This window comes from uncultured Williamsia sp., assembly GCF_947494875.1.
GTDB lineage: Bacteria > Actinomycetota > Actinomycetes > Mycobacteriales > Mycobacteriaceae > Williamsia_A.
The window spans coordinates 577,348-599,939 of sequence record NZ_CANLWM010000002.1 but is presented as its reverse complement, the minus strand read 5'-3'; the positions used below and the strand labels follow the sequence as shown (position 1 = coordinate 599,939).

Here is a 22,592-nt window from a genome sequence, read left to right as displayed (position 1 = left end):
GGACGCCTGTGATCACCACCGTGCTCGTCGCCAACCGGGGTGAGATCGCCCGTCGCGTCTTCGCGACCTGCGCCCGGCTGGGCATCGGCACCGTCGCCGTGTTCTCCGATCCGGACGCCGGTGCGCCCCACGTCACCGAGGCCGACCGGGCGGTACGACTGCCCGGGAAGACGTCGGCGGAGACGTATCTCGACATCGACGCGATCATCGCCGCCGCCCGCGCCTCGGGTGCGGACGCGATCCACCCCGGGTACGGATTCCTCTCGGAGAACGCCGCGTTCGCGCAGGCCGTCGTCGACGCGGGCCTCACCTGGATCGGACCCCCGGCCGCCGCGATCACGGCGATGGGCTCGAAGGTGAACGCCAAGGCGCTCATGGCCGACTCCGACGTACCGATCCTCGGCGACCTCGACCCCGCATCGATCGACGCCTCGGACCTCCCTGTGCTGGTGAAGGCCTCGGCCGGTGGTGGCGGGCGTGGCATGCGCGTCGTCCGTGACATCGACCGTCTCACCGAGGAGGTCGAGGGCGCCGCCCGCGAGGCGGCGTCGGCCTTCGGTGACCCGACCGTCTTCTGTGAGCCTTACGTCGAGCGGGGCCATCACATCGAGGTGCAGGTCCTCGCCGACACCCACGGCACGGTGTGGGCCGTGGGCGAGCGGGAGTGTTCCATCCAGCGTCGGCACCAGAAGATCGTCGAGGAGGCGCCCGCGCCACTCGTCGAGAGGATCGGCGGCGACCTGCGCGATCGGCTCTACGCCGCAGCGCGGTCGGCGGCATCGGCCATCGACTACGTCGGGGCGGGAACCGTCGAGTTCCTCGCCGACGGTGCCGGCCGGTTCTACTTCCTCGAGATGAACACCCGCCTGCAGGTGGAACACCCGGTCACCGAGGCCACCACCGGTCTGGACCTCGTGGAGTGGCAGCTGCGCATCGCCGACGGCGAAGCGCTCGACACCGCACCGCCCGCGACGCGCGGGCATGCGATCGAGGTCCGCCTGTACGCGGAGGATCCCGCGAACGACTGGGCCCCGCAGTCCGGCACCGTCCACCACGTCGACATCCCGGCCGACGTGCGGTTCGCCGGACTCGATCGGCCGGGGGTCCGCGTCGACTCCGGCATCGCCGACGGCAGCGAGATCTCCGTCTTCTACGACCCGATGCTCGCCAAGGTCATCACCTGGGCACCGACCCGTCGCCGCGCCGCGACGATGCTCGCGAACGCCCTCGTGCGGTCGCGGCTGCACGGTCCCGCGACCAATCGCGATCTGCTGGTGCGCATCCTGCGCGACGAGCAGTTCGCGAGCGGCGACACCGACACCGGCTATCTCGACCAGGTCGGCCTCGACGTGCTCGCCCGCCCGCTGCTCGACTCCGACACGGCCCGCACGGCCGCGGCCGCAGCTGCCCTCGCGTGCTGTGCACGAGAACGCTCCGCGGCGGCGGTGCAGCGGGCCGTCCCCGCCGGGTGGCGCAACCTGACCTCGGCGCCGCAGACCCGCACCTTCGTCGACGCCGACGGCGACGAGGTGACCGTCCGCTATCGCGCGACGCGCACCGGCATCGATCTGCCCGAGGACCCCGCGATCACGGTGGTGTCGAGCGCCGCCGACCTCGTCGTCCTCGAGGTCGACGGCGTCGCCGTCCCGCACAGCGTCGCCGCCTACCCCGATGCCGACGGAGTGGCGACGATCCACGTCGACACCCCGGCCGGCTCGCTGGCATTGGCGGAGGCGCCGCGTTTCGTCGACCCGACCGCGGTGGGGGCGCCTGGTTCGCTGCTCGCCCCGATGCCGGGGGCGGTGGTCCGCGTGGCCGTCGCCGTCGGCGACCGCGTCGTGCAGGGACAGCCAGTGCTGTGGCTGGAGGCGATGAAGATGGAACACACGGTGCACGCCCCGGCCGACGGCGTCGTGACCGAGCTCGCAGTGTCGGCCGGACATCAATTGGCGGTGGGTGATGTACTCGCCGTGATCAGTGAAGAGGAAGTGACCGCATGACCGCGACATCGGAGCGTCCCACCACCGAGGCACCCGTCAACCCGTTCGTCGAGACCCCCGAGCGTGCCGCGCTGCGCGCCTCGGTGGCCGCACTGGCCGCGCGGTTCGGACCCGACTACTTCCAGAAGTGCGCCCGCGAGGGACGCAAGACCGACGAGCTGTGGGCCGAGGCCGGCAAGCTCGGCTTCCTGGGCGTCAACCTGCCCGAGGAGTACGGCGGCGGCGGCGCGGGAATGTACGAGCTCTCGATCGTCATGGAGGAACTCGCCGCGTCGGGGACAGGCCTGCTGATGATGGTCGTGTCGCCGGCCATCTGCGGCAACATCATCGCGCGCTTCGGCACCGACGAGCAGCGGCAGCGCTGGCTCCCGGGCCTCGCAGACGGCACCATCACCATGGCGTTCGGCATCACCGAGCCCGAGGCGGGGTCCAACTCGCACCAGATCACCACCACGGCACGCCGCGACGGCGACGAGTGGTTGCTCAGCGGTCGCAAGGTGTGGATCTCCGGCGTCGACCAGGCGGAGGCCGTGCTGATCGTCGCGCGCACCGAGGACGCGAAGACCGGCAAACTCAAGCCTGCGCTGTTCATCGTCCCGACCGATGCGCCGAACTTCGAGTACCGGCAGATCGAGATGGAACTCATCAACCCGGAGAAGCAGTTCCAGCTGTTCCTCGACGATGTCCGCCTGCCGTCGGACGCACTCGTCGGGTCCGAGGACGCGGCTCTGAGCCAGCTGTTCGCGGGACTGAACCCGGAGCGGATCATGGCCGCCGCGTCGGCGATCGGCATGGCGCGGTTCGCGCTCGGCAAGGCCGTCGACTACGTCACCACCCGTACGGTGTGGAAGACCCCGATCGGTGCTCACCAGGCGATCGCACACCCGTTGGCGCAGGGCAAGATCGAGCTCGAGATGGCCAAGCTGATGATGCAGAAGGCCGCCTCGTACTACGACGCCGGCGACGACTGGGGCGCCGCCGAGCCCGCCAACATGGCGAAGTACGCGGCGGCCGAGGCGTGCGTGAAGATCGTCGACCAGGCCGTGCAGTCCATGGGCGGCAACGGGTTGTCGACCGAGTACGGCGTCGCGCCGCTGCTCAACCTGTGCCGCATCGCCCGCGTCGCACCGGTGAGCCGTGAGATGGTGCTCAACTTCGTCGCGCAGACCAGCCTCGGCCTGCCGAAGTCGTACTGAGCCCGATGGCCGACGCCGACACCGTCGTCACCCGCTCCGACTCCGGGGGAGTCGCGACGATCACCCTGGACTCGCCGTCGAACCGGAACGCGTTGTCGCCGACGCTGACCGGTCAGCTGCGAGCCCACCTCGCGGCGGTCGACGGTGACCCCTCGGTGCGGTCGGTGGTGCTCACCCACACCGGTGGGACCTTCTGTGCCGGAGCGGATCTGTCCGCCGCGATGGCGTCCGGGCTCTCGCCGGAGGAGGCGTCGGCGGCGGGGACGGAGGCGATGACCGCGATCCTGCGGGCCATCATCACGTCGTCGAAACCGGTGATCGCACAGATCGACGGGCACGTCCGCGCCGGTGGGCTCGGGATCGTCGGGGCCTGCGACATCGTCGTCGTGGGTCCGTCGACCACGTTCGCGCTCACCGAGGCGCGTCTCGGGCTGGCGCCGTCGATGATCTCGCTGACGCTCCTGCCGAAGATGGACTCCCGCGCCGCGAGCCGGTACTTCCTCACCGGCGAGAAGTTCGGGCCCGCCGAGGCGCAGGCGATGGGGCTCGTCACCGTCGCCGTCGACGACGCGGACGCCGTCGGTCAGACCGTCGACGGCCTCACCGCGAACATCGCCAAAGCCTCACCGCAGGGTCTGCGGGAGTCGAAGAAGGTCGTCAACACCCTCACCGCAGAACTCTTCGAGCGGCTTGCCGATCAACGTCGGGACGAGTCCGCCGCGCTCTTCGCCTCCGACGAGGCGCGGGAGGGGATGACGGCCTTCCTCCAGCGTCGTGAGCCCTCGTGGGTGTCGGGATGACAGGCGTGCGTGAACCGCAACAGAGCCGGTCGCGGGCGACTCGCAAACGTCTGCTCGACGCCACGATCGACATGTTGGCGGCCGAGGGCTGGTCGGCGACGACCGTCGCGCTCGTCGCCGAGCGTGCCGGAGTGTCGAGAGGTGCTGCGCAGCACCACTTCCCGACGCGGGAAAGTCTCATCACCGCCGCTCTCGAGGCGACGTTCGACGAGTTGACCGCACGGGCGTCCGCCGTCGACGACACCATCCCGGACGGGCCCGGTCGCGTCGAGGCAGTCGTCACCCGGGCGGTCGACGTCTACACCGGCCTGCATTTCAAGGCCGCGTTGCAGGTGTGGAGCGCGGCGGCGTCGGATCCCGCTCTGCGCGAGATGATCCTGCCGTTGGAGCAGCGATTCGGCTCCGCGGCCCATCGGATGACCGTCGAGTCGCTCGCCGGCGTCGACGCACCGCCGCACGTGCACCGTCTCGTCCAGGCCACACTCGACATGGCCCGCGGACTCGGCCTGGCCGACACGCTCTCCGACGACTCCGCCCGCCGCAAACAGGTCGTCGCGACCTGGTCCGAGGTCCTCACCGCAGCCCTGCGCTGACCTCGGATCACCTCCCCGAGCGTGCAGCAGATCTCCTCGACCGTGCACTCGATCTTCTCGACCGTGCGCTCGATTTCCTCGATCGTGCAGACGATCTCGTCGTCCGTACGGAGGTGCACGCTCGGCGGGATCTACCGCACGTTCGGCGGAATCTGGTGCACGCTCGGCGAACGTGCTCAGGGTGTCCGGGCGGGGGTGACGGGCTCCGTCAGACGAGACCGGTGGCGTCGAAGATCCAGGACGTGTCCGCCTGGGCGAGGTCTTCCAGCCACGTCGGGGGCGCGGTGTTCGCGAGACCGCCGAAGTCCCAGTAGTCCTTCCACAGCGTCACCTTGCCGTCGCGAACACGATGGACCGACACGAACGGCAGCTCGGCGGTTTCGCCCGTGGTCCACGCCCAGGACTCGGAGTGCTCGTACATGACGACCTCACCGTCGGCGACCAGCGTTCCCGGATGGTTCCGATAGGCCGCCAACGGCGCGATGCCGACCTGCAACCGCTTCACGATGTCGAGAGGTCCTCGCGCGGCGAGCGTCGGCCCGACGGGCATGTCGACGTAGATGCAGTCGTCCGCGAGATGTGTTGCCAGACGGTCCCAGTCGCGGTCGGACAGTGCCGCCCACAGCCCGGTGACGGCGTCCCGCGGTTCAGACGACATCCGCGACCGTTCGTACCGGGCGGGCCGCGTGAGTCCGCCGACCGGCCCGCAGGAAGTGCCCGGTGCGTTCGGCGCCGACCACGTCCGTCGGCACACCGTCGCGCACCACGGTCTCCCCGCCGACCAACACCGCGTCGATCGCCCCGTCGTTGCGGTTGACCATGCGGGGCAGCCCGCCGAACGCCTCGACGGGGCTCTCGTGGTACTCCTCGAGCCGCTCGTCCAGCGCCGCCGGGTTCACCACGACGAGATCCGCGCGGTCGCCGACGCGGAGATGCCCGGCGTCGATGTCGTAGAAATCGGCCAGTTCCCCGGTGAGGCGGTGCACCGCCTGTTCGACGGTGAGGAACTCGCGGCCCGCCCGATGCTCGTCGCGGACGTGCCGGAGCAGCCGCAGGCCGAAGTTGTAGAACGCCATGTTCCGCAGGTGCGCACCCGCGTCGGAGAACCCCATCTGGATGCCCGGCTCGCGGGCCATCTGCCGCAGGATCTCGGGACGGTGGTTGGAGATCGTGGTACGCCACCGGAGATCCCGGCCGTGGTCGACGACGAGGTCGAGGAACGCGTCGACCGGATGCAGTCCGCCGCGATCCCGGCCCACCTCACCGAAGCTCTTCCCGACGACGGAGGCGTCGGGGCACGCGACGATCTCGGCGTCGAACAGGTCGCGATGCCAGACCCGCGGCCCGTACCTCTTCTCGTAGTCCTTCCGGAAGCGTCGGCGGTAGCCCTCGTCGCGGATCAGCGAGTCACGGGCCACGTCGTCACGCAGGTGCAAGGCCGCTGCACCCGAACCGAACTCCTCGAAGATGACGAGATCGATCCCGTCGGCGTACACCTCGAACGGCACGGGCAGGTGCTGCCATCGGAAGTCGCCGCCGAAGCGGTTCACGAACCCGGCCAGCGGACCCATGATGCGCACGGCCTGTGGGTTGGCCTTGATGTCAGCGGCCGACAGCAGGCTGGTCCTCAGCGTCGGCCGCCCGATGCCGAGCGACTGCAGCGCCTGCGACACCACGTTCCACGGGTGCGTGATGTCCGGGCCCGACTGCAGCACCCGGCCGGCCCGTCGGACGAGGTTCTTGAGTGGCCGCAGCTCGCGTGACCGGGCGTAGGTCGACGGCAGTGTGCGCGACCGGCTGTCTCGCCGTCGAGCTTGTCGAAGAGGAGCTGCTGCGACGACAGGCCGACGAACCCGGCGTCGAGGGCATCGGCGAGCCATCGCTCCATCTGCGCGAGTTCGGCGCGGGTGGGTTTCTCGTCGGATCGGGTGGAGCGGTCGAGTCCCATGACGGCGGCGCGCATGTCCGAGTGACCGAGGAACGCGGCGATGTTGGGCCCGAGGGGTCGCGCCTCGAGCGCGTGGATGTACTGCTCGCAGCACCGCCAGTCCTTGTTGCGGTCGACCGCGGCGATGACGTGCTCGCGCGGGATGGCCTCGACGCGACCGAACAGGTCACCGGCGTCGATGCCGTCGACATGCACCGTCGACAGTGAGCACGACCCGAGGAACACCGTCGTCACGCCGTGACGCAACGACTCCGACAGTCCCGGGGCGTCGAGCACCTCGATGTCGTAGTGGGTGTGGATGTCCACCATCCCGGGCATGACCCAACGGCCCCGCGCGTCGATCACGTGCGGGCAGCCGGTCACGTCCAGTGGCTCCGCGCTCACCTCGACGACGACCCCGTCGCGGACGCCGATGTCGCACACGGCAGGTGACGCCCCGGTTCCGTCGAACCAGAGGCCACCGCGGACGATTGTGTCGTAGCTCACATGTCCACGGGACCACCCGGCGAGAGGGATGTCAAGACGTCTGTCTGGACACCTGTCTCATCCCGCGTCGACGGTCACCCGGTCGGGGTAGAACGCGACGTGGCCGCGGATGTCGGCGACGGCGGGGAAGGGATCGGTGTAGGTCCACACCCCGTCGGTCACCGAGTCGTCGCCGACGGCGATGTCGAAGTAGGACGCCTCGCCCTTGTACGGGCAGTACGTCGTCGTCTCCGACGTCCGGAGGACCGCGGGGTCGACGTCGTCCAGCGGGACGTACTGCACGGCGTCGTACCCCGCTTCACGCAGTGTCACCGCGCTGTCGGTCTCGGCGATCACCGTGTCGCCGACGCGGACGGTGACGTGCCTGTCGGTCGGTTCGACGGTGATCGGGTGGTCGGGTCCGGGGACGAGATGTTCACGCTGCATGACGAGACGAACGTCGCGCATCCCCGCGACGTTCCCGTCAGCGCAGGGCGTCGACGATTGCCCGCTCGACCGGTGAGGTCGGCTGCGCCAGGTCGAACTGCTCGCGCAGCATGATCCCGGGTTGGCTCATGAACCGCGGCCGACCGCGCCGGTTCACCTGGGCCGCGTGCACGAGGAACGGATGGCAGAGGAACACGTCGCCGGCGCGGCCGGTCGCGAGCGTCTCGTGGCGGGCGGGGTCGTCGAGGACCCCCGCCCGCGCCATCTCCGCGCAGACCGTGAACATGTCGGTGCCGTCCTCGTCGTAGGGCTCCAGGAACCGCGGCACGTCGGCGTGCGACCCGATGCGGATGCGGGTCGGCGCGTCGTCCTCGTCGACGTCGGAGATCAGGAACAGCGCCAGCAGTCCCCGATCACGCGACGACACCGACACGCGATACCCGGAGCCGTCGGGTGCCGGGAAGCTCGCGTCGAAGTGCCAGCCGGTGTCGTTCGAGTCGCGCCCGACGGGGAAGCGGATCGGGACGGTGCCGAGTTCGACCCGCTGGATCCAGCGGCCGGGCCCGATCAGGGCGTCGTACGCCTCACCCAGGGCGGGTGCCGCGGCCGCGCGTGCGAACGCCGGCGTCATCGGGCTGTTCGTCCATCGCACCGGCTCGGTCCAGGTCGACGGGTCGTCCGGTGACTCGGGGATGGCATCCCAGAGCTCGTCACGGCACCGGTCGATCGTCGTGCGGTCCACGGCACCGCGTAGCACGACGAACCCGTCGCGGACGAAGGCCTCGATGTCGGTGTCGGAGAGTGTCATCGCAGCCGAGTGTGGCCGTGGCCTCGGCTGCCCGCCAGTGATTTTGCCGCTCAGCCCACCGTCGAGGCGGCGAGCGCGGGCAGGTCGGCGGCGACGTCCTCGGGCGACGGCATGGCCGCGATCTCCGAGGCGACGTCGGCACACGCCGAGCGAACCGGGCTGTCGGACATCAACAGTCGTCCGACGGCGTCGGCGATGCCCGTGTCGGAGACATCGGAGGACAGCACCTGCTCACCCACACCGCGGGCGACGACCGCCTCGGCGTTGCGGAACTGGTCGGCGCCCTGCGGCACCACCACGTGTGGAACGCCGGCGGCGCACGCCCCCAGCGTCGTCCCGGCACCCCCGTGGTGGACGACGAGTGCGGCGCGGTCGATGACGGCCGCCTGCGGCACCCATGAGGCCACCTCGACGAGGTCGGAGTGGCCGACCAGCGTCGCGGCGTCGATCGTCGGTCCGGCCGCCACGAGGATCCGACGGTCACCGGTGTCGATCGCACGGACCATCGCATCGAGGACGTCGGCGCTCCCGAACTCCGTCCCGAGCGTGACGTAGACCAGGGGGAGCGTCGGATCCCCCTCGACGATCTGTGGGAGCGGTCCGTCGGCGGTCGCCGACACCGGGCGGAGCGGTCGACAACCGGGCAGGTCCAGCACCTCGCGGTCCTGCATCGACGGAGGGTAGATGTCGAGGTGGGGCAGCTCGACAGCGTTGTGCCCGAACGTGATCCCGCGCCCGATGCCGTGTCGCACACACGGCACGCCGGCGTCCGCAGCGGCCTGCATCGCGCCGATGTTGCCCGCCTCCGCGACGACGAGATCCGGTCGGTCGCGGCCGATCACGTCGAGGAGGTCGGCGCGGTAGGTGTCGGGGAGGATCTCACCGAAGGCGCGCTGGATCGCTTCCTGGATGTCGGGGATCCGTGCGCGGTCGGCCGGCGCCACGTCTGCCAGGCCCAGTCGCACGAACGCGTCGCGGATCGGGATCCCGGCCGCGGCGACGGTCAGGCCTGCCGCGGACAGTGTGGGCGCCATCGTGGCCGTGGTCGCGAACACCACGTCGTGTCCGGCGTCCGAGGCCGCGCACGCGAGCGGGACGAGCGGCAGGGTGTGCCCGTAGGAACCCAGGGACGAGAACAGCACACGCATGACGAGAAGATTAGCCGGACTAAGCGACGGGGCGTGTCAGTCGGGCGTGTATCCCGGTCGGGCCAGCAACTCGCGGAGTCCCTCGTCGATGAAGTCCGTGTCGACGGGGTTCGCGCCGCCTCCGGCGAAGTGTCCCCACACGCCGGGGATGACGCGCACCTCGCCGTTCTCGATGTACTGGCTCGCCCACTGCTCGTCCTCGGGTGGGAAGTACAGGTCCTTCTCGGCGGGCATCGCGAGGAGCGGACAGCGGATCGAGCCCAGGGCCGCCGTCACGTCGCCGTCGAATCCCGGTGTGTTGCCCACGTTCCCGGCGTGCCAGGTCCGCAGCATCGCGATCAGGTTGTTCGGGTCACGCCCGTCGCGGAAGAAGTTCTCCCAGAACCCGTAGAGGAAGTCGTCGAGCGAGGTGAAGCCGAGCTGCCTCCACGTCTCGTCCCAGTAGAACGCCTGCGAGTACCCCCAGCCGGAGTAGACCCGCGCGAAGGCCCGCAGTCCCTTCACGGGCCACCTGTCCGGGGCGTAGTCGCCCTCGGCGAACACCGCATCCGCCGTGAGCGCGGCGATCAGCGACTCCAGGAACACCTTGTTGTGCGGTGACGTGATGCTCGACCCGCAGAACGGAGCCGCGCGCTGCACCATCTCCGGGTGGCTGACCGCCCACTGGTAGGTCTGGCCGGCGCCCATCGACCACCCGGTGACGAGGGAGATGGAGCTGATCCCGAACTTCTCGGTCACCAACCGGTACTGGGCCTCCACCTGGTCGTGGAACGTGACCGCAGGGAAGCGTGGGCCGTCGTGGGGCGACGGGGTGTTCGACGGGGAGCTGGACAACCCGTTGCCGAGCATGTTCGGGATGACGATGAACCGCTCTGCGGGGTCGAGCGCACGCCCGGGTCCGATGAGCCACTCGTTGTCGGTGTGCCAGCCCGAGTACCACGTGGGGTAGACCACGACGTTGGACTTGTCGTCGGCGAGGGTCCCGTACGTCTTGTAGGCCAACGTCGCCCCGCGCAGCGTGATCCCGCTCTGCAGCGTGACGTCGCCGAGGTCGAAGTGGTCGGCGTCGGTGGGTGCGGGCATGGTGGGCCTCTCGTTCGCCGATCGCCCGGATGCGACCTGTTCGGACCCTAACGGCCGCCGACGGTCCCGGCTCGGTCTCGCGCCGACGCGTGGGCCTCCCGCAGTCCCATCGCGGTCACGGTCGCCGCGACCACGGCCAGACCCGTCCACTGTGACCACGTCAGGGTGCTCCCGAGCACCAGCACGCCGACGACCGCCGCGGTGGCGGGGAAGGCGAGTTCGGCGAGCGTCGCGCGCGACGCCGGCGTCGACTGCAGCGCCCGGTAGTACAGCGCGAGGGCGAGCAGGCCCGGGATCAGGGCGAGCAGCACGAGCCCCACGGCGTCGCCCCACGTCGGCAGGATCGGCGCACCGGTCACCCCGACGACCCCGAAGGCGCCGACGGTGCCGAACGCCAGGCGCAGGGTCGTCAGGTCGCGCGGGGACAGCGACGGCGACACCAACCGGCCGAGCACCGTCCCCGCCGCCCACAGCGCCGCCGCGCCGAGTGCGAGCAGTGCGGGTTCGAGTTCGGCGACGCGGAGGTGCAGCGGATCGGCGAACGCGAGCAGCCAGGCGCCGACGAGCGCCGGGATCACGTACAGCCCGAAGCGGGGTCGGAGTCGTTCACCGAGGATCAGCACTGCGAGCGCGATGGCCAGGACCGGCTGCAGCTTCTGCAGCACCAACGGCGTGATGAAGTCGCCGCCGGCACCGGCGATCGCGAACGCGCGGGTGAACAGAGCCGTCGCGACGGCCGATGCCCCGACTCCGATGACGACGACCGCGGCCGCGTCGCGCAGCCCCAGCCGGAGGAACGCCCGCGTCGCCGACGGGAGGAACGGCGCCAGCACGGCGATCGGGATGATGTGTTCCCACAGCACGACGGTGCCGGCCGCGAGGTCGGTGGCGAGCGGTTTGCGCAGCAGCCCGTCGAGGCCCCACAGCGCTGCGGAGATCGCGACCAACCAGGTCGCATCCCGCCGGCCGGGCGGGGTGGCCGACCGGTCGGGGCGGGTGACGATGACCGTCTCGCTCACGTGGTTCCCCCGGTTTCTGGGTCGGTCTGGGTCGTCGGGCGTGACAGCGCTGTCGCCAGGGGGAACACCGCGGGGACGTCGTACGTTCCACTGTCGGCCGAGCGCACCGTGAACTGCCCCGTCAAGGATTTTGACCGCATGAAATGCGGTCGGTAGAGTCGAGCGCTGGTGTCCGACGCAGGTCGGGCAAGTCCGCGTGCCCGCAGTCGTCCACGGAATCCACCGAGGGCGGGAGTGTGCCCCGGGCTGAGGTGACATCCGGTCGCGGGCGAGCATGACACGCCCGACAACGGGGTGAGAAAACAACGACTGACCAGAGCTTTCGAGCCTGGTGGGGCGATCTGTGGAGTCACGTGCCGACGATGTCGGCGGTGACTGCCCGGAGCACCAACCACAGAGACCGACGAACAACGCCGACACAGAGGATGAATTTTCAGTGCCAACGATCAACCAGCTGGTCCGCAAGGGCCGTCACGACAAGACGGCCAAACAGAAGACGGCAGCCCTGAAGGGCAGCCCGCAGCGCCGCGGGGTCTGCACCCGCGTCTACACCACGACGCCGAAGAAGCCGAACTCCGCGCTGCGCAAGGTCGCGCGTGTGCGTCTGACCAGCTCGGTCGAGGTCACCGCCTACATCCCCGGTGAGGGCCACAACCTGCAGGAGCACTCGATGGTGCTCGTCCGCGGCGGTCGTGTGAAGGACCTGCCCGGTGTCCGCTACAAGGTGATCCGTGGATCGCTCGACACCCAGGGCGTCAAGGGCCGCAAGCAGGCCCGCAGCCGCTACGGCGCGAAGAAGGAGAAGGGCTGATGCCACGTAAGGGACCCGCTCCGAAGCGTCCGCTCATCAACGACCCGGTCTACGGGTCGCCGCTGGTCACCCAGCTGGTGAACAAGATCCTGCTCGACGGCAAAAAGTCGACGGCCGAGCGCATCGTCTACCAGGCGCTCGAGCAGGCGCGGGAGAAGACCGGCACCGATCCGGTCATCACCCTCAAGCGCGCGCTCGACAACGTCCGCCCGGCCCTTGAGGTGAAGAGCCGCCGCGTCGGTGGCGCCACCTACCAGGTGCCCGTCGAGGTCAAGCCGAACCGTGCCAACACCCTGGCGCTGCGCTGGCTGGTGACGTTCAGCCGCCAGCGTCGTGAGAAGACGATGGTCGAGCGCCTGGCCAACGAACTGCTCGACGCGAGCAACGGCCTCGGTGCCGCGGTGAAGCGTCGTGAGGACACCCACAAGATGGCCGAGGCCAACCGGGCGTTCGCGCACTACCGCTGGTGACGACGTCGGTCCGCGGACGGACGACGTAGTCCGCCCGCGGACCACACACCACACACCCTCAACGCGAAAGAGCGAGGAAAAGACGTGGCACAGGACGTGCTGACCGACCTGAACAAGGTCCGCAACATCGGCATCATGGCCCACATCGATGCCGGCAAGACCACGACGACCGAGCGCATCCTCTTCTACACCGGTATCTCGTACAAGATCGGTGAGGTCCACGACGGCGCCGCCACGATGGACTGGATGGAGCAGGAGCAGGAGCGTGGCATCACGATCACCTCCGCCGCCACCACGTGCTTCTGGAACGACAACCAGATCAACATCATCGACACCCCGGGCCACGTCGACTTCACCGTCGAGGTCGAGCGCTCGCTGCGCGTCCTCGACGGCGCCGTCGCGGTGTTCGACGGCAAGGAGGGCGTCGAGCCCCAGTCGGAGCAGGTGTGGCGTCAGGCCGACAAGTACGACGTGCCGCGTATCTGCTTCGTCAACAAGATGGACAAGCTGGGTGCGGACTTCTACTTCACCGTGCAGACCATCAAGGACCGCCTCGGTGCGCGTCCGCTGGTGATCCAGCTGCCGATCGGTGCCGAGAACGACTTCGAGGGCATCGTCGACCTCGTCGAGATGAAGGCCAAGGTCTGGTCGGGCGAGACCAAGCTGGGCGAGAAGTACGACGTCCAGGACATCCCCGCCGACCTGCAGGAGCAGGCCGAGCAGTACCGCCAGGAACTGCTCGAGGCCGTCGCCGAGTCCGACGAGGAGCTGCTCGAGAAGTTCTTCGGCGGTGAGGAGCTCTCGGTCGAGGAGATCAAGGGCGCCATCCGCAAGATGACGGTCAACTCCGAGATCTACCCCGTGCTGTGTGGCTCGGCGTTCAAGAACAAGGGCGTGCAGCCCATGCTCGACGCCGTCATCGACTACCTGCCGTCCCCGCTGGACGTCGAGTCGGTGCAGGGCCACGCGGTGGGCGACGAGGAGAAGATCCTCACCCGCAAGCCGTCGGCCGACGAGCCGTTCGCGGCGCTGGCGTTCAAGATCGCCTCGCACCCGTTCTTCGGCAAGCTGACCTACGTCCGCGTGTACTCGGGCAAGGTCGACTCCGGCGCCCAGGTCATCAACTCGACCAAGGGCAAGAAGGAGCGTCTGGGCAAGCTCTTCCAGATGCACTCGAACAAGGAGAACGCGGTCCCGACCGCCTCCGCCGGACACATCTACGCCGTGATCGGACTGAAGGACACCACCACCGGTGACACCCTGTGCGATCCGCAGGACCAGGTGATCCTGGAGTCGATGAGCTTCCCGGACCCGGTCATCCAGGTCTCCATCGAGCCGAAGACCAAGTCGGACCAGGAGAAGCTGGGCACCGCGATCCAGAAGCTCGCCGAAGAGGACCCGACCTTCTCGGTCAAGCTCGACGAGGACACCGGCCAGACCGTCATCGGCGGTATGGGCGAGCTGCACCTCGACATCCTCGTGGACCGCATGAAGCGCGAGTTCAAGGTCGAGGCCAACGTCGGCAAGCCGCAGGTGGCCTACCGCGAGACGATCCGCAAGACCGTCGAGAAGCACGAGTTCACCCACAAGAAGCAGACGGGTGGCTCCGGCCAGTTCGCGAAGGTCATCGTCAAGCTCGAGCCGCTCACCGATGCCGAGGACGGCGCGACCTACGAGTTCGCCAACGAGGTCACCGGTGGTCGCGTCCCGCGCGAGTACATCCCGTCGGTCGACGCGGGTGCACAGGACGCCATGCAGTACGGCGTGCTCGCCGGCTACCCGCTGGTGAACCTCAAGCTGACGCTGCTCGACGGTGCGTACCACGACGTCGACTCGTCGGAGATGGCGTTCAAGATCGCCGGCTCGCAGGCGCTCAAGGAGGCCGCGCGGATGGCGGGGCCCGTCATCCTCGAGCCCCTCATGGCTGTCGAGGTCATCACGCCCGAGGACTACATGGGCGACGTGATCGGCGACCTCAACTCCCGCCGTGGCCAGATCCAGGCCATGGAGGAGCGCAGCGGTGCGCGTGTCGTCAAGGCACTGGTGCCGCTGTCGGAGATGTTCGGCTACATCGGAGACCTCCGGTCGAAGACCCAGGGCCGAGCGAACTACTCCATGGTGTTCGACTCGTACGCCGAGGTTCCGGCGAACGTGTCGAAGGAGATCATCGCCAAGGCAACGGGCGAGTAATCACCGCTGCCGGGGCGCGATCCCTCGCACCACGGCGACAACGTAAGAGAGAAATCCCAGTCCCTCACCGGGATCCCCCCGGTGTAGGCAACAGTCCAGGAGGACACACAAGTGGGCAAGGCGAAGTTCGAGCGGACCAAGCCGCACGTGAACATCGGCACCATCGGTCACGTCGACCACGGCAAGACCACGCTGACCGCGGCGATCACCAAGGTTCTGCACGACAAGTACCCGGACCTCAACCAGAGCTTTGCGTTCGATCAGATCGACAAGGCGCCTGAGGAGAAGGCCCGCGGCATCACGATCAACATCTCGCACGTCGAGTACCAGACCGAGAAGCGTCACTACGCGCACGTCGACGCCCCCGGTCACGCCGACTACATCAAGAACATGATCACCGGTGCCGCCCAGATGGACGGCGCGATCCTGGTCGTGGCGGCCACCGACGGCCCGATGCCCCAGACGCGTGAGCACGTGCTGCTCGCCCGTCAGGTCGGCGTGCCCTACATCCTGGTCGCGCTGAACAAGGCCGACATGGTCGACGACGAGGAGATCATCGAGCTCGTCGAGATGGAGGTCCGCGAGCTGCTGGCCGCCCAGGACTTCGACGAGGACGCGCCGGTGGTCAAGGTGTCCGCGCTCAAGGCCCTCGAGGGTGACGAGAAGTGGGGCGAGTCGATCGCCGAGCTGATGGCCGCCGTCGACGAGTCGGTCCCGGACCCGGTCCGCGAGACCGAGAAGCCGTTCCTCATGCCCGTCGAGGACGTCTTCACCATCACCGGTCGTGGCACCGTCGTCACCGGTCGTGTGGAGCGCGGCTCGGTCAACGTGAACGAGGACGTCGAGATCGTCGGCATCCGCGAGAAGTCGACCAAGACCACGGTCACCGGTATCGAGATGTTCCACAAGCTGCTCGACTCGGCCGAGGCGGGCGACAACGCCGGTCTGCTGCTGCGTGGCCTCAAGCGTGAGGACGTGGAGCGTGGCCAGGTCATCGTGAAGCCGGGCACCACGACCCCGCACACGGAGTTCGAGGGCCAGGCGTACATCCTGTCGAAGGACGAGGGTGGTCGTCACACCCCGTTCTTCAACAACTACCGTCCGCAGTTCTACTTCCGCACCACGGACGTGACCGGCGTCGTGACCCTCCCCGAGGGCACCGAGATGGTCATGCCGGGCGACAACACCGAGATGAGCGTCAAGCTCATCCAGCCGGTCGCCATGGACGAGGGCCTGCGCTTCGCGATCCGCGAGGGTGGCCGCACCGTCGGTGCCGGCCGCGTCACCAAGATCAACAAGTGACATCTGCTCGTTGATCTGACTCCCCGAGTCACACACGAACGCCCGATCCCCCTGAGGGGATCGGGCGTTCGTCGTCGGTGGGTCAGCTCGTCGGGGTGGTGAACCGCTCGACGATCTCGCGGTGGAACGCGTCCAACTCGTCGGCGCTCGTGAGGTCGCGGTCGAGGTCGCTGACGCGATACCACTCGGCGGCGTCCTCGTACCGGACACGAACGGTGGCGTGGGCGGATCCGTCGCAGGCGCAGACGATCTCGACCGACCCGGTGATGACACCGACCTCGTCGGTCATGACGGCGCCGGGAGTGACGGTGGTGACGGTGGACAGTTCGGGCATCGTGGTGCTCCTCAGCAGGCGTCGAGTGCGGCGGACAGGGCGGACTTCTCGGACGACTGGAGGCTCAGGCCCCAGGCGTCCTTCGACCCGATCCACATCCGGGCGTAGGTGCAGCGGTAGGAGGTGACGGTCGGCTGCCACGTCGACGGGTCCTGGTCGCCCTTCGAGCGGTTGGAGCTCGCGGACACCGCGATGAGCTGGGAGTGCTGCAGGTCGTTGGCGAACGCCTGTCGCCGGGACGTCGTCCACGACGCCGCGCCGGAGCGCCACGCCTCGGCGAGCGGGACGACGTGGTCGATGTCGACGTCGGCCGCAGCGGTGAGCGTCGCGCCGTCGTAGGGGGAGTACCAGCGGCCTGCGGTGGGGTAGCAGTCGCTTCCGGTCGTGACGCCGGTGCCGTCGCGCTTCAGCACGGTCTCGCGGGTGTCACACGTGCCGGACTGAGAGATCCAATGGGGGAACTGGTCACGGGAGTAGCCGGACATCGATCCCTCGGTCGCGACGGTGAGACCGGCCAGCATCGACCGGGCCGTCGACGCCGACGGGATGTCGGGTGGCGTCGCACCGGCGGGGCCGGCTGCGAGAACCGTTGCGAGCGTGGACAACACGAAGACGAGGGCAGCGAGGATTCGCACCCGTGACGGCGTGGACATGATGTGTGGCTTCCTTTTCTCGACCCCCGTCGTCCCCCGTGAGGCGGACGCTAGTGACGGGTGATGGCTGCCTCGTGACGACAGAAGGAATGCTGCGCGAACTAAACAAGTGCGGTTGTGGGTCTCGGGTCGTGCGCCGCGTGGCACGCTGGTCGACATGACTGACGAGCACGACGGTGTGCAGGTGCGGACCACAGCCGGATCCCTGCGAGGCACGCGGGTCGCGGTGGGGGACAGCACGGTCCACGCGTTCCTGAACATCCCCTACGCCGCGCCGTTGGTCGGGGCCGCCCGTTTCGCCGCGCCCGGTCCGGTCGAAGGATGGGACGGCGACCGCGACGCGACCGCGCACGGCCCGACGCCACCGCAGACGCCGTACGTCGCCCCGTTCTCCGACCTGCTGCCGTCGATGATCGTCCCGGGCGACGAGTCACTGAACCTCTCGGTGTGGACCCCGGACCCGACCGCCGGGGGACTGCCGGTGATGGTGTGGATCCACGGCGGCGCGTTCGTGCGTGGCGCGCACAGCATCCCGACCTACGACGGCGGCGCGTTCGCTCGCGATGGTGTGGTGATGGTCGGCATCAACTACCGGCTCGGCGCGCTGGGGTTCCTCAGCCTGCCCGGTGCGCCGGACAACCGCGGCCTGCTGGACCAGCTCGCCGCCCTGCGCTGGGTCCAGGACAACATCGCCGCGTTCGGGGGCGATCCTGATCGCGTCACCGTGTTCGGCGAGTCGGCCGGCGGGATGAGCATCGCCTCGCTGCTGGCGTCGCCGCTGTCGGTGGGACTGTTCCGTCGCGCGATCGTCCAGAGCGGCAACGGCGTCGCCGCCGCGGAGGTCGCCGACGCGCGTCTGGTCACCGCCGACTTCACGGAGCGGTTCAGCCTGCCGCCCACCGTCTCCGGTGTCGCGCAACTCGACGACGCGACCCTCCTGCAGGCACAGACCGACCAGGCCGTCGCGCTGATGGGCGACCCGTCACCGAACCGGTGGGGCCGAACCGTCGCGTCGCGCGGCCTCGGCATCATGGCGCTGTTCCCGACGATCGACGGCACGGTGCTCGAACAGCTCCCGATAGACGCGCTCCGCGCCGGAGCCGGGAGCGGCGTCGACGTCCTGGCCGGCACGACCCGCGACGAGTTCCGCTTCTTCCTCGTGCCGACCGGCGTCGCCGGCGGGATCACCGAGGAGGTGTTGCCGATGGCGTTCGCACGATTCGGGATGGACCCGGAGGCGGCTGCGGTCTACTCCGCCAACCGCCCGGGGGCGACGCCCGGCGACGTGTTGTGCGCCGCGTTGACCGACCACGCGTTCCGCTCCGGTACCGCCGACGTCGTCGATGCGGTCGCTGCGCGGGACGGGCAGAGCGCCTGGCAGTACGAGTTCGCATGGCCGACCGAGGTGCGGGATCTGCGCTCGGCGCACGCTCTCGAGTTGCCGTTCGTCTTCGACACGGTCGCGGCCACCATGGCGATGACCGGCCCCAACCCCCCGACCGGTCTCGCCGACGACATCCACGGCGCCTGGGTGCGCTTCGCGACCACCGGTGATCCCGGGTGGGACGCGGTTCGGCCCGGCTCGCCGCGTCCGGTGCGGACGTTCGGGGACAAGGACCTCGCGGCCGACGCTGTCGTCCACGACCCACGCGCCGACGAACTCCCGCTCACCGGCGTCCGCTGACCTGCATCCGTGGTGATCTTTCCCGCTCAGCGGCAAAAATCGCTACGGATTCCTGGATCGACGCGAAATACGATCGACGTCGGGTCTGGCGCGGTCGTACGGTTCCCGGTCGTGACGATCAGGCGACTCACCGGCGACGACTGGGCGGAGTACCGCGCATTCCGGATCGCCGCTGCGATCGAATCGCCCCACGCGTTCGGGGCCACCCCCGAGGAGATGGCGGCTCGCCCCGATCGGTCGTGGCGCTCGCTCCTGGAGGCGCACCGCGATCCGGACGGCATCGCTCTCGTCGCCCATGGCGACACGCGGTGGATCGGCTCGATGCGCGCGCACGTCGAGTGCGGTGTCGCCTGGGTCTACAGCGTCTACGTCGTTCCCGAGGCACGTCGATCGGGTGTGGCAGCGGAGCTGATGACGGTCTTGGTCGCGTGGTCGGAGCAGCACACGCCGTCGGCGATGCTCCACGTCGGCGAGACGAACGAGCGTGCGCGGCGTCTCTACGAACAGTTCGGCTTCGCGCCGACCGGCGTCACCGTGCAGAACCCCGCCTATCCGTCGAACACCGAACTGGAGATGCGCGTCGACTTCGATCGGTAGCAGTTCGTCTCGCCCGGCGACACGAACTGCTACGGATCTGTGCCACGGTGGGGCGGTGAGCATCCCGAGCGTCGACGACATCCTGGCGACAGCGCAGGTGGTCGCGCTGCCGATGCGAGAGCGGTTCCGCGGCATCACGACCCGTGAGGTGATGGTGTTTCGCGGGCCGGCCGGGTGGGGAGAGTTCGGGCCGTTCCCCGAGTACGACGACGCCGAGGCGGCGTGGTGGCTGGCCGCCGGCATCGAGGCGGCGTGGGTCGGACCTCCGTCGGCTGTCCGCGACGAGGTCGAGGTCAACGCGACCGTGCCGGCCGTTCCTGCCGCCGACGTCGCGGCCATCCTCGACCGCTTCCCGGGTGCGACGACGGCCAAGGTGAAGGTCGCCGAACCCGGGGACTCCCTGGACGACGAGGTGCTGCGCGTCGCTGCCGTTCGTGAGCGCATCCCGAACGTGCGTGTCGACGCGAACGGGAAATGGACGCCGTCGCAGGCCATCTCGGCGATCCGCGCCCTCGGCGACCTGCAGTACGCGGAGCAACCGTGCGCCACCGTCGAGGAACTGGCGACCGTGCGTGCAGCTGTCGACACCCCCATCGCCGCGGACGAGAGCATCCGTCGCGCCGAGGACCCGTTGCGGGTGGTCCGGGCCGGGGCGGCGGATGTGGCCGTGGTGAAGGTGGCCCCCCTCGGTGGCATGCGACGGGTCCTGGCGATCGCGGCCGACATCGATCTCGACATCGTCGTCTCGAGCGCGCTCGACTCCGCCGTCGGCATGGCAGCCGGTGTCGCGTGCGCCGCGGCGCTGCCCGGCGACATCCTCGCGTGCGGCCTCGGCACGGGAACCATGTTCACGCGCGACGTCGCCACACCGTTCGTCCCGGTGGGTGGGCGGGTCCGACCGCGCACGGTCGAGCCTGACGACGACCTGCCGGTCGCCGACGCCGACCGCACCCGCTGGTGGCGGGAGCGACTGGCCAGGACCCACGCCCTGCTCCCGGCCGGTCACCCGGCGGCGGAGTGGATTCGAATGTGATCTGGTAGACACCGCGCGCCTTCAAAGATACGATTCTTCGTATCTGTTCCAATGGAGGTGCATGACATGACGGCGACGACGTTTCGAGCTCCGACCGACAGCGGCCTGAAAGAGGTCCCGCTGCAGAAGAAGAACGGCGTTCTGGCCGTCCTGCAGATGCGCCACGACCCCTTCGGGTTCCAGCGCAAGCGCCTGGCCGAGTTCGGCAAGATCTCCGCACTGAAGATGTTCGGCCGGGACTGGGTCGTCGCGTCGGGTCCCGAGGCCACCGAACAGGTGCTCATGAACAAGGACAAAGCGTTCGCCAACGGTCCGGCGTGGACCTTCCTGATCGGCCCGTTCTTCAACCGCGGTGTGATGCTGCTCGACTTCGACGAGCACCGCAGCCACCGGCTGATCCTGCAGCAGGGCTTCAACCCGGCGGTGTTGAAGAAGTACATGGCGCTGATGCAGCCGATGATCGCGGCGCGGATGGAGACCTTCCCGACGGGGAAGATCTCGTTGTTCGACGAGTTCAAGGCGCTGACGCTCGACGTCGCGCTCGAGGTGTTCCTCGGCCTGGAGCTGCCCAAGGCCGAAGCCGACCGCATCAACAAGGCGTTCCTGGAGACCGTGCAGGCCGGCGTCGCGGTCATCCGCAAGCCGATCCCGGGCACCCGGTGGGGCAAGGGGATCCGGTCGCGCAAGATCCTCGAGGACTTCTTCTACTCGCACATCCCGGCCAAGCGGGCGACCAAGACCGACGACCTGTTCTCGGTGCTGTGTCACGCGGAGAGCGAGGAGGGCAAGACCTTCTCCGACGCGGACATCGTCAACCACATGATCTTCGTGCTCATGGCCGCGCACGACACGTCGACCATCACGATGACCCAGATGTGTTACCGGATGGCGAAGTCGCCGGAGTGGCAGCGTCGTGCGCGCGAGCAGTCGCTGGCGATGGACTCCGAACTCACCTACGACGACCTGGGCTCGCTCACCGAGCTGGACCTGATCCTCAAGGAGTCGCTGCGCATGTGCACCCCGGTGCCGGCGCACCCGCGCGCCGCGGTGAAGGACACCCAGCTCCAGGGGTACTTCATCCCCAAGGGCACGTTCGTGTCGCTGACGGCGCTCAACGACCACTACGACCCCGAGATCTACAGCGATCCCTGGCGTTTCGACCCGGAGCGGTTCGGTCCCGACCGCGCCGAGGACAAGAAGCACCGCATGGCATGGCATCCGTTCGGCGGTGGCGTGCACAAGTGCATCGGCCTGTACTTCGGGCAGATGGAGATCAAGACGATCATGCATCAGCTGTTGCGCAACTACGAGTGGTCGGTGCCCGACGACTACGAGCTGCCGATGAACTACAGCTCCCTGCCCATCCCCAAGGACGGCTTCCCCGTCACCCTCCGGAAGCTGTGAGCCGCAAGACCCGCAACACCGACGACCCGGAGGCGCAGGAGGAGGCCATCCTCTCCGCCGCGGCGCAGGAGTTCACCGAGGTCGGCGTCCGCAAGGCCTCGGTCGACGAGATCGCGCGTCGTGCGGAGGTGTCGCGCAGCACGCTCTACCGACGGTTCCCGAACAAGGAGTCGTTGCTGGTCGCGGTGGCCACCCGCCTCTACAAGGACGGGATGAACCAGATGGAGCAGGCCATCGTCGGGCTGACCCCGCCGGAGGCGATCGCCGAGGCATTCGCCGTCGGGGCGCAGCTGATCCTCAAGGACCCGCTGATGCACCGGCTCGTCGTCGACGACCTCGAGATGAAGGGCATCACCTCGTCGTCGGTGACCTCGATGTTCATCGACGCCGTCACCGCCCGCACCGTGCGGGCGCTGCGCGGAGTCGGTGCCGTCCGACCCGACCCCGACCTCACCGACGCCGTCGAGATCATCGTCCGCCTGGTCATCTCGCAACTCGAGGTCCCCGGGTCGGAGGAGAAGCAGGAACCCGACTACGTCCGCGCCTTCGCGGCCAAACATCTGTCCCCCATGGTGTGGTGACACGCCCCGCGCACACCTCACCGCTC

At 69.0% G+C, this 22,592-nt stretch carries 21 protein-coding genes and 1 pseudogene; 13 read left to right on the top strand and 9 right to left on the bottom strand.

Features of this window, described 5'->3' with window-relative positions:
* Nucleotides 1-8: 8 nt before the first annotated feature.
* Genes Q1A98_RS07960 through Q1A98_RS07945 form a run of 4 tightly spaced genes read left to right on the top strand, consistent with a single transcriptional unit; the run spans nucleotide 9 to nucleotide 4,589 of the window.
* The gene (locus Q1A98_RS07960) at nucleotides 9-2,000 is read left to right on the top strand and encodes a biotin carboxylase N-terminal domain-containing protein (RefSeq protein WP_299571716.1); all 1,992 of its coding nucleotides are present in this window, start codon (nucleotides 9-11) and stop codon (nucleotides 1,998-2,000) included.
* On the top strand, nucleotides 1,997-3,196 hold the full coding sequence (locus tag Q1A98_RS07955) for an acyl-CoA dehydrogenase (protein WP_299571713.1): 1,200 nt from the start codon (nucleotides 1,997-1,999) through the stop codon (nucleotides 3,194-3,196). The genes Q1A98_RS07960 and Q1A98_RS07955 overlap by 4 nt, the downstream gene beginning before the upstream one ends.
* A gap of 5 nt (nucleotides 3,197-3,201) precedes the next feature.
* Nucleotides 3,202-3,996, top strand: coding sequence for an enoyl-CoA hydratase family protein (locus tag Q1A98_RS07950; RefSeq protein WP_299571710.1), 795 nt, complete (start codon nucleotides 3,202-3,204; stop codon nucleotides 3,994-3,996).
* Complete coding sequence (locus tag Q1A98_RS07945; protein WP_299571708.1) at nucleotides 3,993-4,589, top strand: TetR/AcrR family transcriptional regulator; 597 nt, start codon at nucleotides 3,993-3,995, stop codon at nucleotides 4,587-4,589. Before Q1A98_RS07950 ends, Q1A98_RS07945 begins: the two co-directional genes overlap by 4 nt.
* Before the next feature lie 208 nt (nucleotides 4,590-4,797).
* Here Q1A98_RS07945 and Q1A98_RS07940 read toward each other — a convergent pair whose 3' ends face one another.
* The 7 genes and pseudogenes from Q1A98_RS07940 to Q1A98_RS07910 form a co-directional block, all read right to left on the bottom strand.
* Complete coding sequence (locus tag Q1A98_RS07940) at nucleotides 4,798-5,247, bottom strand: nuclear transport factor 2 family protein (RefSeq protein ID WP_299571706.1); 450 nt, start codon at nucleotides 5,245-5,247, stop codon at nucleotides 4,798-4,800.
* Nucleotides 5,237-7,023: pseudogene (locus tag Q1A98_RS07935) on the bottom strand (amidohydrolase family protein). The gene Q1A98_RS07940 and the pseudogene Q1A98_RS07935 overlap by 11 nt, the downstream one beginning before the upstream one ends.
* Before the next feature lie 57 nt (nucleotides 7,024-7,080).
* Nucleotides 7,081-7,470: a DUF427 domain-containing protein gene (locus tag Q1A98_RS07930; protein ID WP_299571703.1), complete on the bottom strand. Its 390-nt coding sequence runs from the start codon at nucleotides 7,468-7,470 to the stop codon at nucleotides 7,081-7,083.
* Nucleotides 7,471-7,486: 16 nt separating this feature from the next.
* Complete coding sequence (locus Q1A98_RS07925; RefSeq protein ID WP_299571702.1) at nucleotides 7,487-8,257, bottom strand: phytanoyl-CoA dioxygenase family protein; 771 nt, start codon at nucleotides 8,255-8,257, stop codon at nucleotides 7,487-7,489.
* Between the two features lie 50 nt (nucleotides 8,258-8,307).
* Nucleotides 8,308-9,405: a glycosyltransferase gene (locus Q1A98_RS07920; RefSeq protein ID WP_299571701.1), complete on the bottom strand. Its 1,098-nt coding sequence runs from the start codon at nucleotides 9,403-9,405 to the stop codon at nucleotides 8,308-8,310.
* Between the two features lie 36 nt (nucleotides 9,406-9,441).
* The gene (locus tag Q1A98_RS07915; protein ID WP_299571700.1) at nucleotides 9,442-10,488 is read right to left on the bottom strand and encodes an alpha/beta fold hydrolase; all 1,047 of its coding nucleotides are present in this window, start codon (nucleotides 10,486-10,488) and stop codon (nucleotides 9,442-9,444) included.
* Between the two features lie 47 nt (nucleotides 10,489-10,535).
* Nucleotides 10,536-11,507 carry a DMT family transporter gene (locus tag Q1A98_RS07910; protein WP_299571697.1) on the bottom strand — a complete coding sequence of 324 codons (972 nt, stop codon included), beginning with the start codon at nucleotides 11,505-11,507 and terminating at the stop codon, nucleotides 10,536-10,538.
* Nucleotides 11,508-11,943: 436 nt separating this feature from the next.
* Between Q1A98_RS07910 and rpsL the strand changes: the two genes are divergently transcribed.
* The 4 genes from rpsL (at nucleotide 11,944) to tuf (ending at nucleotide 16,280) form a co-directional block, all read left to right on the top strand.
* Entirely contained in the window at nucleotides 11,944-12,318 is a 375-nt protein-coding gene (rpsL, locus tag Q1A98_RS07905; protein ID WP_214242689.1) for a 30S ribosomal protein S12, read from the top strand.
* Nucleotides 12,318-12,788 carry a 30S ribosomal protein S7 gene (gene rpsG / locus Q1A98_RS07900; RefSeq protein WP_299571695.1) on the top strand — a complete coding sequence of 157 codons (471 nt, stop codon included), beginning with the start codon at nucleotides 12,318-12,320 and terminating at the stop codon, nucleotides 12,786-12,788. Before rpsL ends, rpsG begins: the two co-directional genes overlap by 1 nt.
* 84 nt (nucleotides 12,789-12,872) lie before the next feature.
* A complete protein-coding gene (gene fusA, locus Q1A98_RS07895; RefSeq protein WP_299571692.1) occupies nucleotides 12,873-14,978 on the top strand; it encodes an elongation factor G in 2,106 nt (701 codons plus the stop codon).
* Nucleotides 14,979-15,089: 111 nt separating this feature from the next.
* On the top strand, nucleotides 15,090-16,280 hold the full coding sequence (gene tuf / locus Q1A98_RS07890; protein ID WP_299571689.1) for an elongation factor Tu: 1,191 nt from the start codon (nucleotides 15,090-15,092) through the stop codon (nucleotides 16,278-16,280).
* An 82-nt stretch (nucleotides 16,281-16,362) separates the two neighbouring features.
* On the opposite strand, the gene Q1A98_RS07885 is transcribed toward tuf, so the two are convergent.
* Together Q1A98_RS07885 and Q1A98_RS07880 are read right to left on the bottom strand one after the other, a co-directional pair.
* A complete protein-coding gene (locus Q1A98_RS07885) occupies nucleotides 16,363-16,614 on the bottom strand; it encodes a hypothetical protein (protein ID WP_299571687.1) in 252 nt (83 codons plus the stop codon).
* Between the two features lie 11 nt (nucleotides 16,615-16,625).
* A complete protein-coding gene (locus Q1A98_RS07880; RefSeq protein ID WP_299571684.1) occupies nucleotides 16,626-17,267 on the bottom strand; it encodes an HNH endonuclease family protein in 642 nt (213 codons plus the stop codon).
* 157 nt (nucleotides 17,268-17,424) lie between these two features.
* On the opposite strand from Q1A98_RS07880, the gene Q1A98_RS07875 reads away from it, so the two are divergent.
* From Q1A98_RS07875 to Q1A98_RS07855, 5 genes are all read left to right on the top strand, one after another.
* The gene (locus Q1A98_RS07875; RefSeq protein WP_299571681.1) at nucleotides 17,425-18,951 is read left to right on the top strand and encodes a carboxylesterase family protein; all 1,527 of its coding nucleotides are present in this window, start codon (nucleotides 17,425-17,427) and stop codon (nucleotides 18,949-18,951) included.
* Between the two features lie 111 nt (nucleotides 18,952-19,062).
* Nucleotides 19,063-19,548 carry a GNAT family N-acetyltransferase gene (locus Q1A98_RS07870; protein ID WP_299571678.1) on the top strand — a complete coding sequence of 162 codons (486 nt, stop codon included), beginning with the start codon at nucleotides 19,063-19,065 and terminating at the stop codon, nucleotides 19,546-19,548.
* Between the two features lie 55 nt (nucleotides 19,549-19,603).
* Nucleotides 19,604-20,581: an o-succinylbenzoate synthase gene (locus Q1A98_RS07865; protein WP_299571676.1), complete on the top strand. Its 978-nt coding sequence runs from the start codon at nucleotides 19,604-19,606 to the stop codon at nucleotides 20,579-20,581.
* A gap of 66 nt (nucleotides 20,582-20,647) precedes the next feature.
* Nucleotides 20,648-21,985: a cytochrome P450 gene (locus Q1A98_RS07860; RefSeq protein ID WP_299571674.1), complete on the top strand. Its 1,338-nt coding sequence runs from the start codon at nucleotides 20,648-20,650 to the stop codon at nucleotides 21,983-21,985.
* Nucleotides 21,982-22,566 carry a TetR/AcrR family transcriptional regulator gene (locus Q1A98_RS07855; RefSeq protein ID WP_299571671.1) on the top strand — a complete coding sequence of 195 codons (585 nt, stop codon included), beginning with the start codon at nucleotides 21,982-21,984 and terminating at the stop codon, nucleotides 22,564-22,566. The genes Q1A98_RS07860 and Q1A98_RS07855 overlap by 4 nt, the downstream gene beginning before the upstream one ends.
* Nucleotides 22,567-22,592 lie beyond the last annotated feature (26 nt).

Bases quoted from the DNA above. Each gene is read 5' to 3' on its own strand.
- Q1A98_RS07915 (WP_299571700.1), bottom strand. From the start codon at position 10,488: ATGCCCGCACCCACCGACGCCGACCACTTCGACCTCGGCGACGTCACG.
- Q1A98_RS07875 (WP_299571681.1), top strand. From the start codon at position 17,425: ATGACTGACGAGCACGACGGTGTGCAGGTGCGGACCACAGCCGGATCC.
- Q1A98_RS07940 (WP_299571706.1), bottom strand. From the start codon at position 5,247: ATGTCGTCTGAACCGCGGGACGCCGTCACCGGGCTGTGGGCGGCACTG.
- Q1A98_RS07930 (WP_299571703.1), bottom strand. From the start codon at position 7,470: ATGCGCGACGTTCGTCTCGTCATGCAGCGTGAACATCTCGTCCCCGGA.
- Q1A98_RS07920 (WP_299571701.1), bottom strand. From the start codon at position 9,405: ATGCGTGTGCTGTTCTCGTCCCTGGGTTCCTACGGGCACACCCTGCCG.
- Q1A98_RS07880 (WP_299571684.1), bottom strand. From the start codon at position 17,267: ATGTCCACGCCGTCACGGGTGCGAATCCTCGCTGCCCTCGTCTTCGTG.
- Q1A98_RS07945 (WP_299571708.1), top strand. From the start codon at position 3,993: ATGACAGGCGTGCGTGAACCGCAACAGAGCCGGTCGCGGGCGACTCGC.
- Q1A98_RS07885 (WP_299571687.1), bottom strand. From the start codon at position 16,614: ATGCCCGAACTGTCCACCGTCACCACCGTCACTCCCGGCGCCGTCATG.
- Q1A98_RS07925 (WP_299571702.1), bottom strand. From the start codon at position 8,257: ATGACACTCTCCGACACCGACATCGAGGCCTTCGTCCGCGACGGGTTC.
- Q1A98_RS07955 (WP_299571713.1), top strand. From the start codon at position 1,997: ATGACCGCGACATCGGAGCGTCCCACCACCGAGGCACCCGTCAACCCG.
- rpsG (WP_299571695.1), top strand. From the start codon at position 12,318: ATGCCACGTAAGGGACCCGCTCCGAAGCGTCCGCTCATCAACGACCCG.
- Q1A98_RS07860 (WP_299571674.1), top strand. From the start codon at position 20,648: ATGACGGCGACGACGTTTCGAGCTCCGACCGACAGCGGCCTGAAAGAG.
- Q1A98_RS07950 (WP_299571710.1), top strand. From the start codon at position 3,202: ATGGCCGACGCCGACACCGTCGTCACCCGCTCCGACTCCGGGGGAGTC.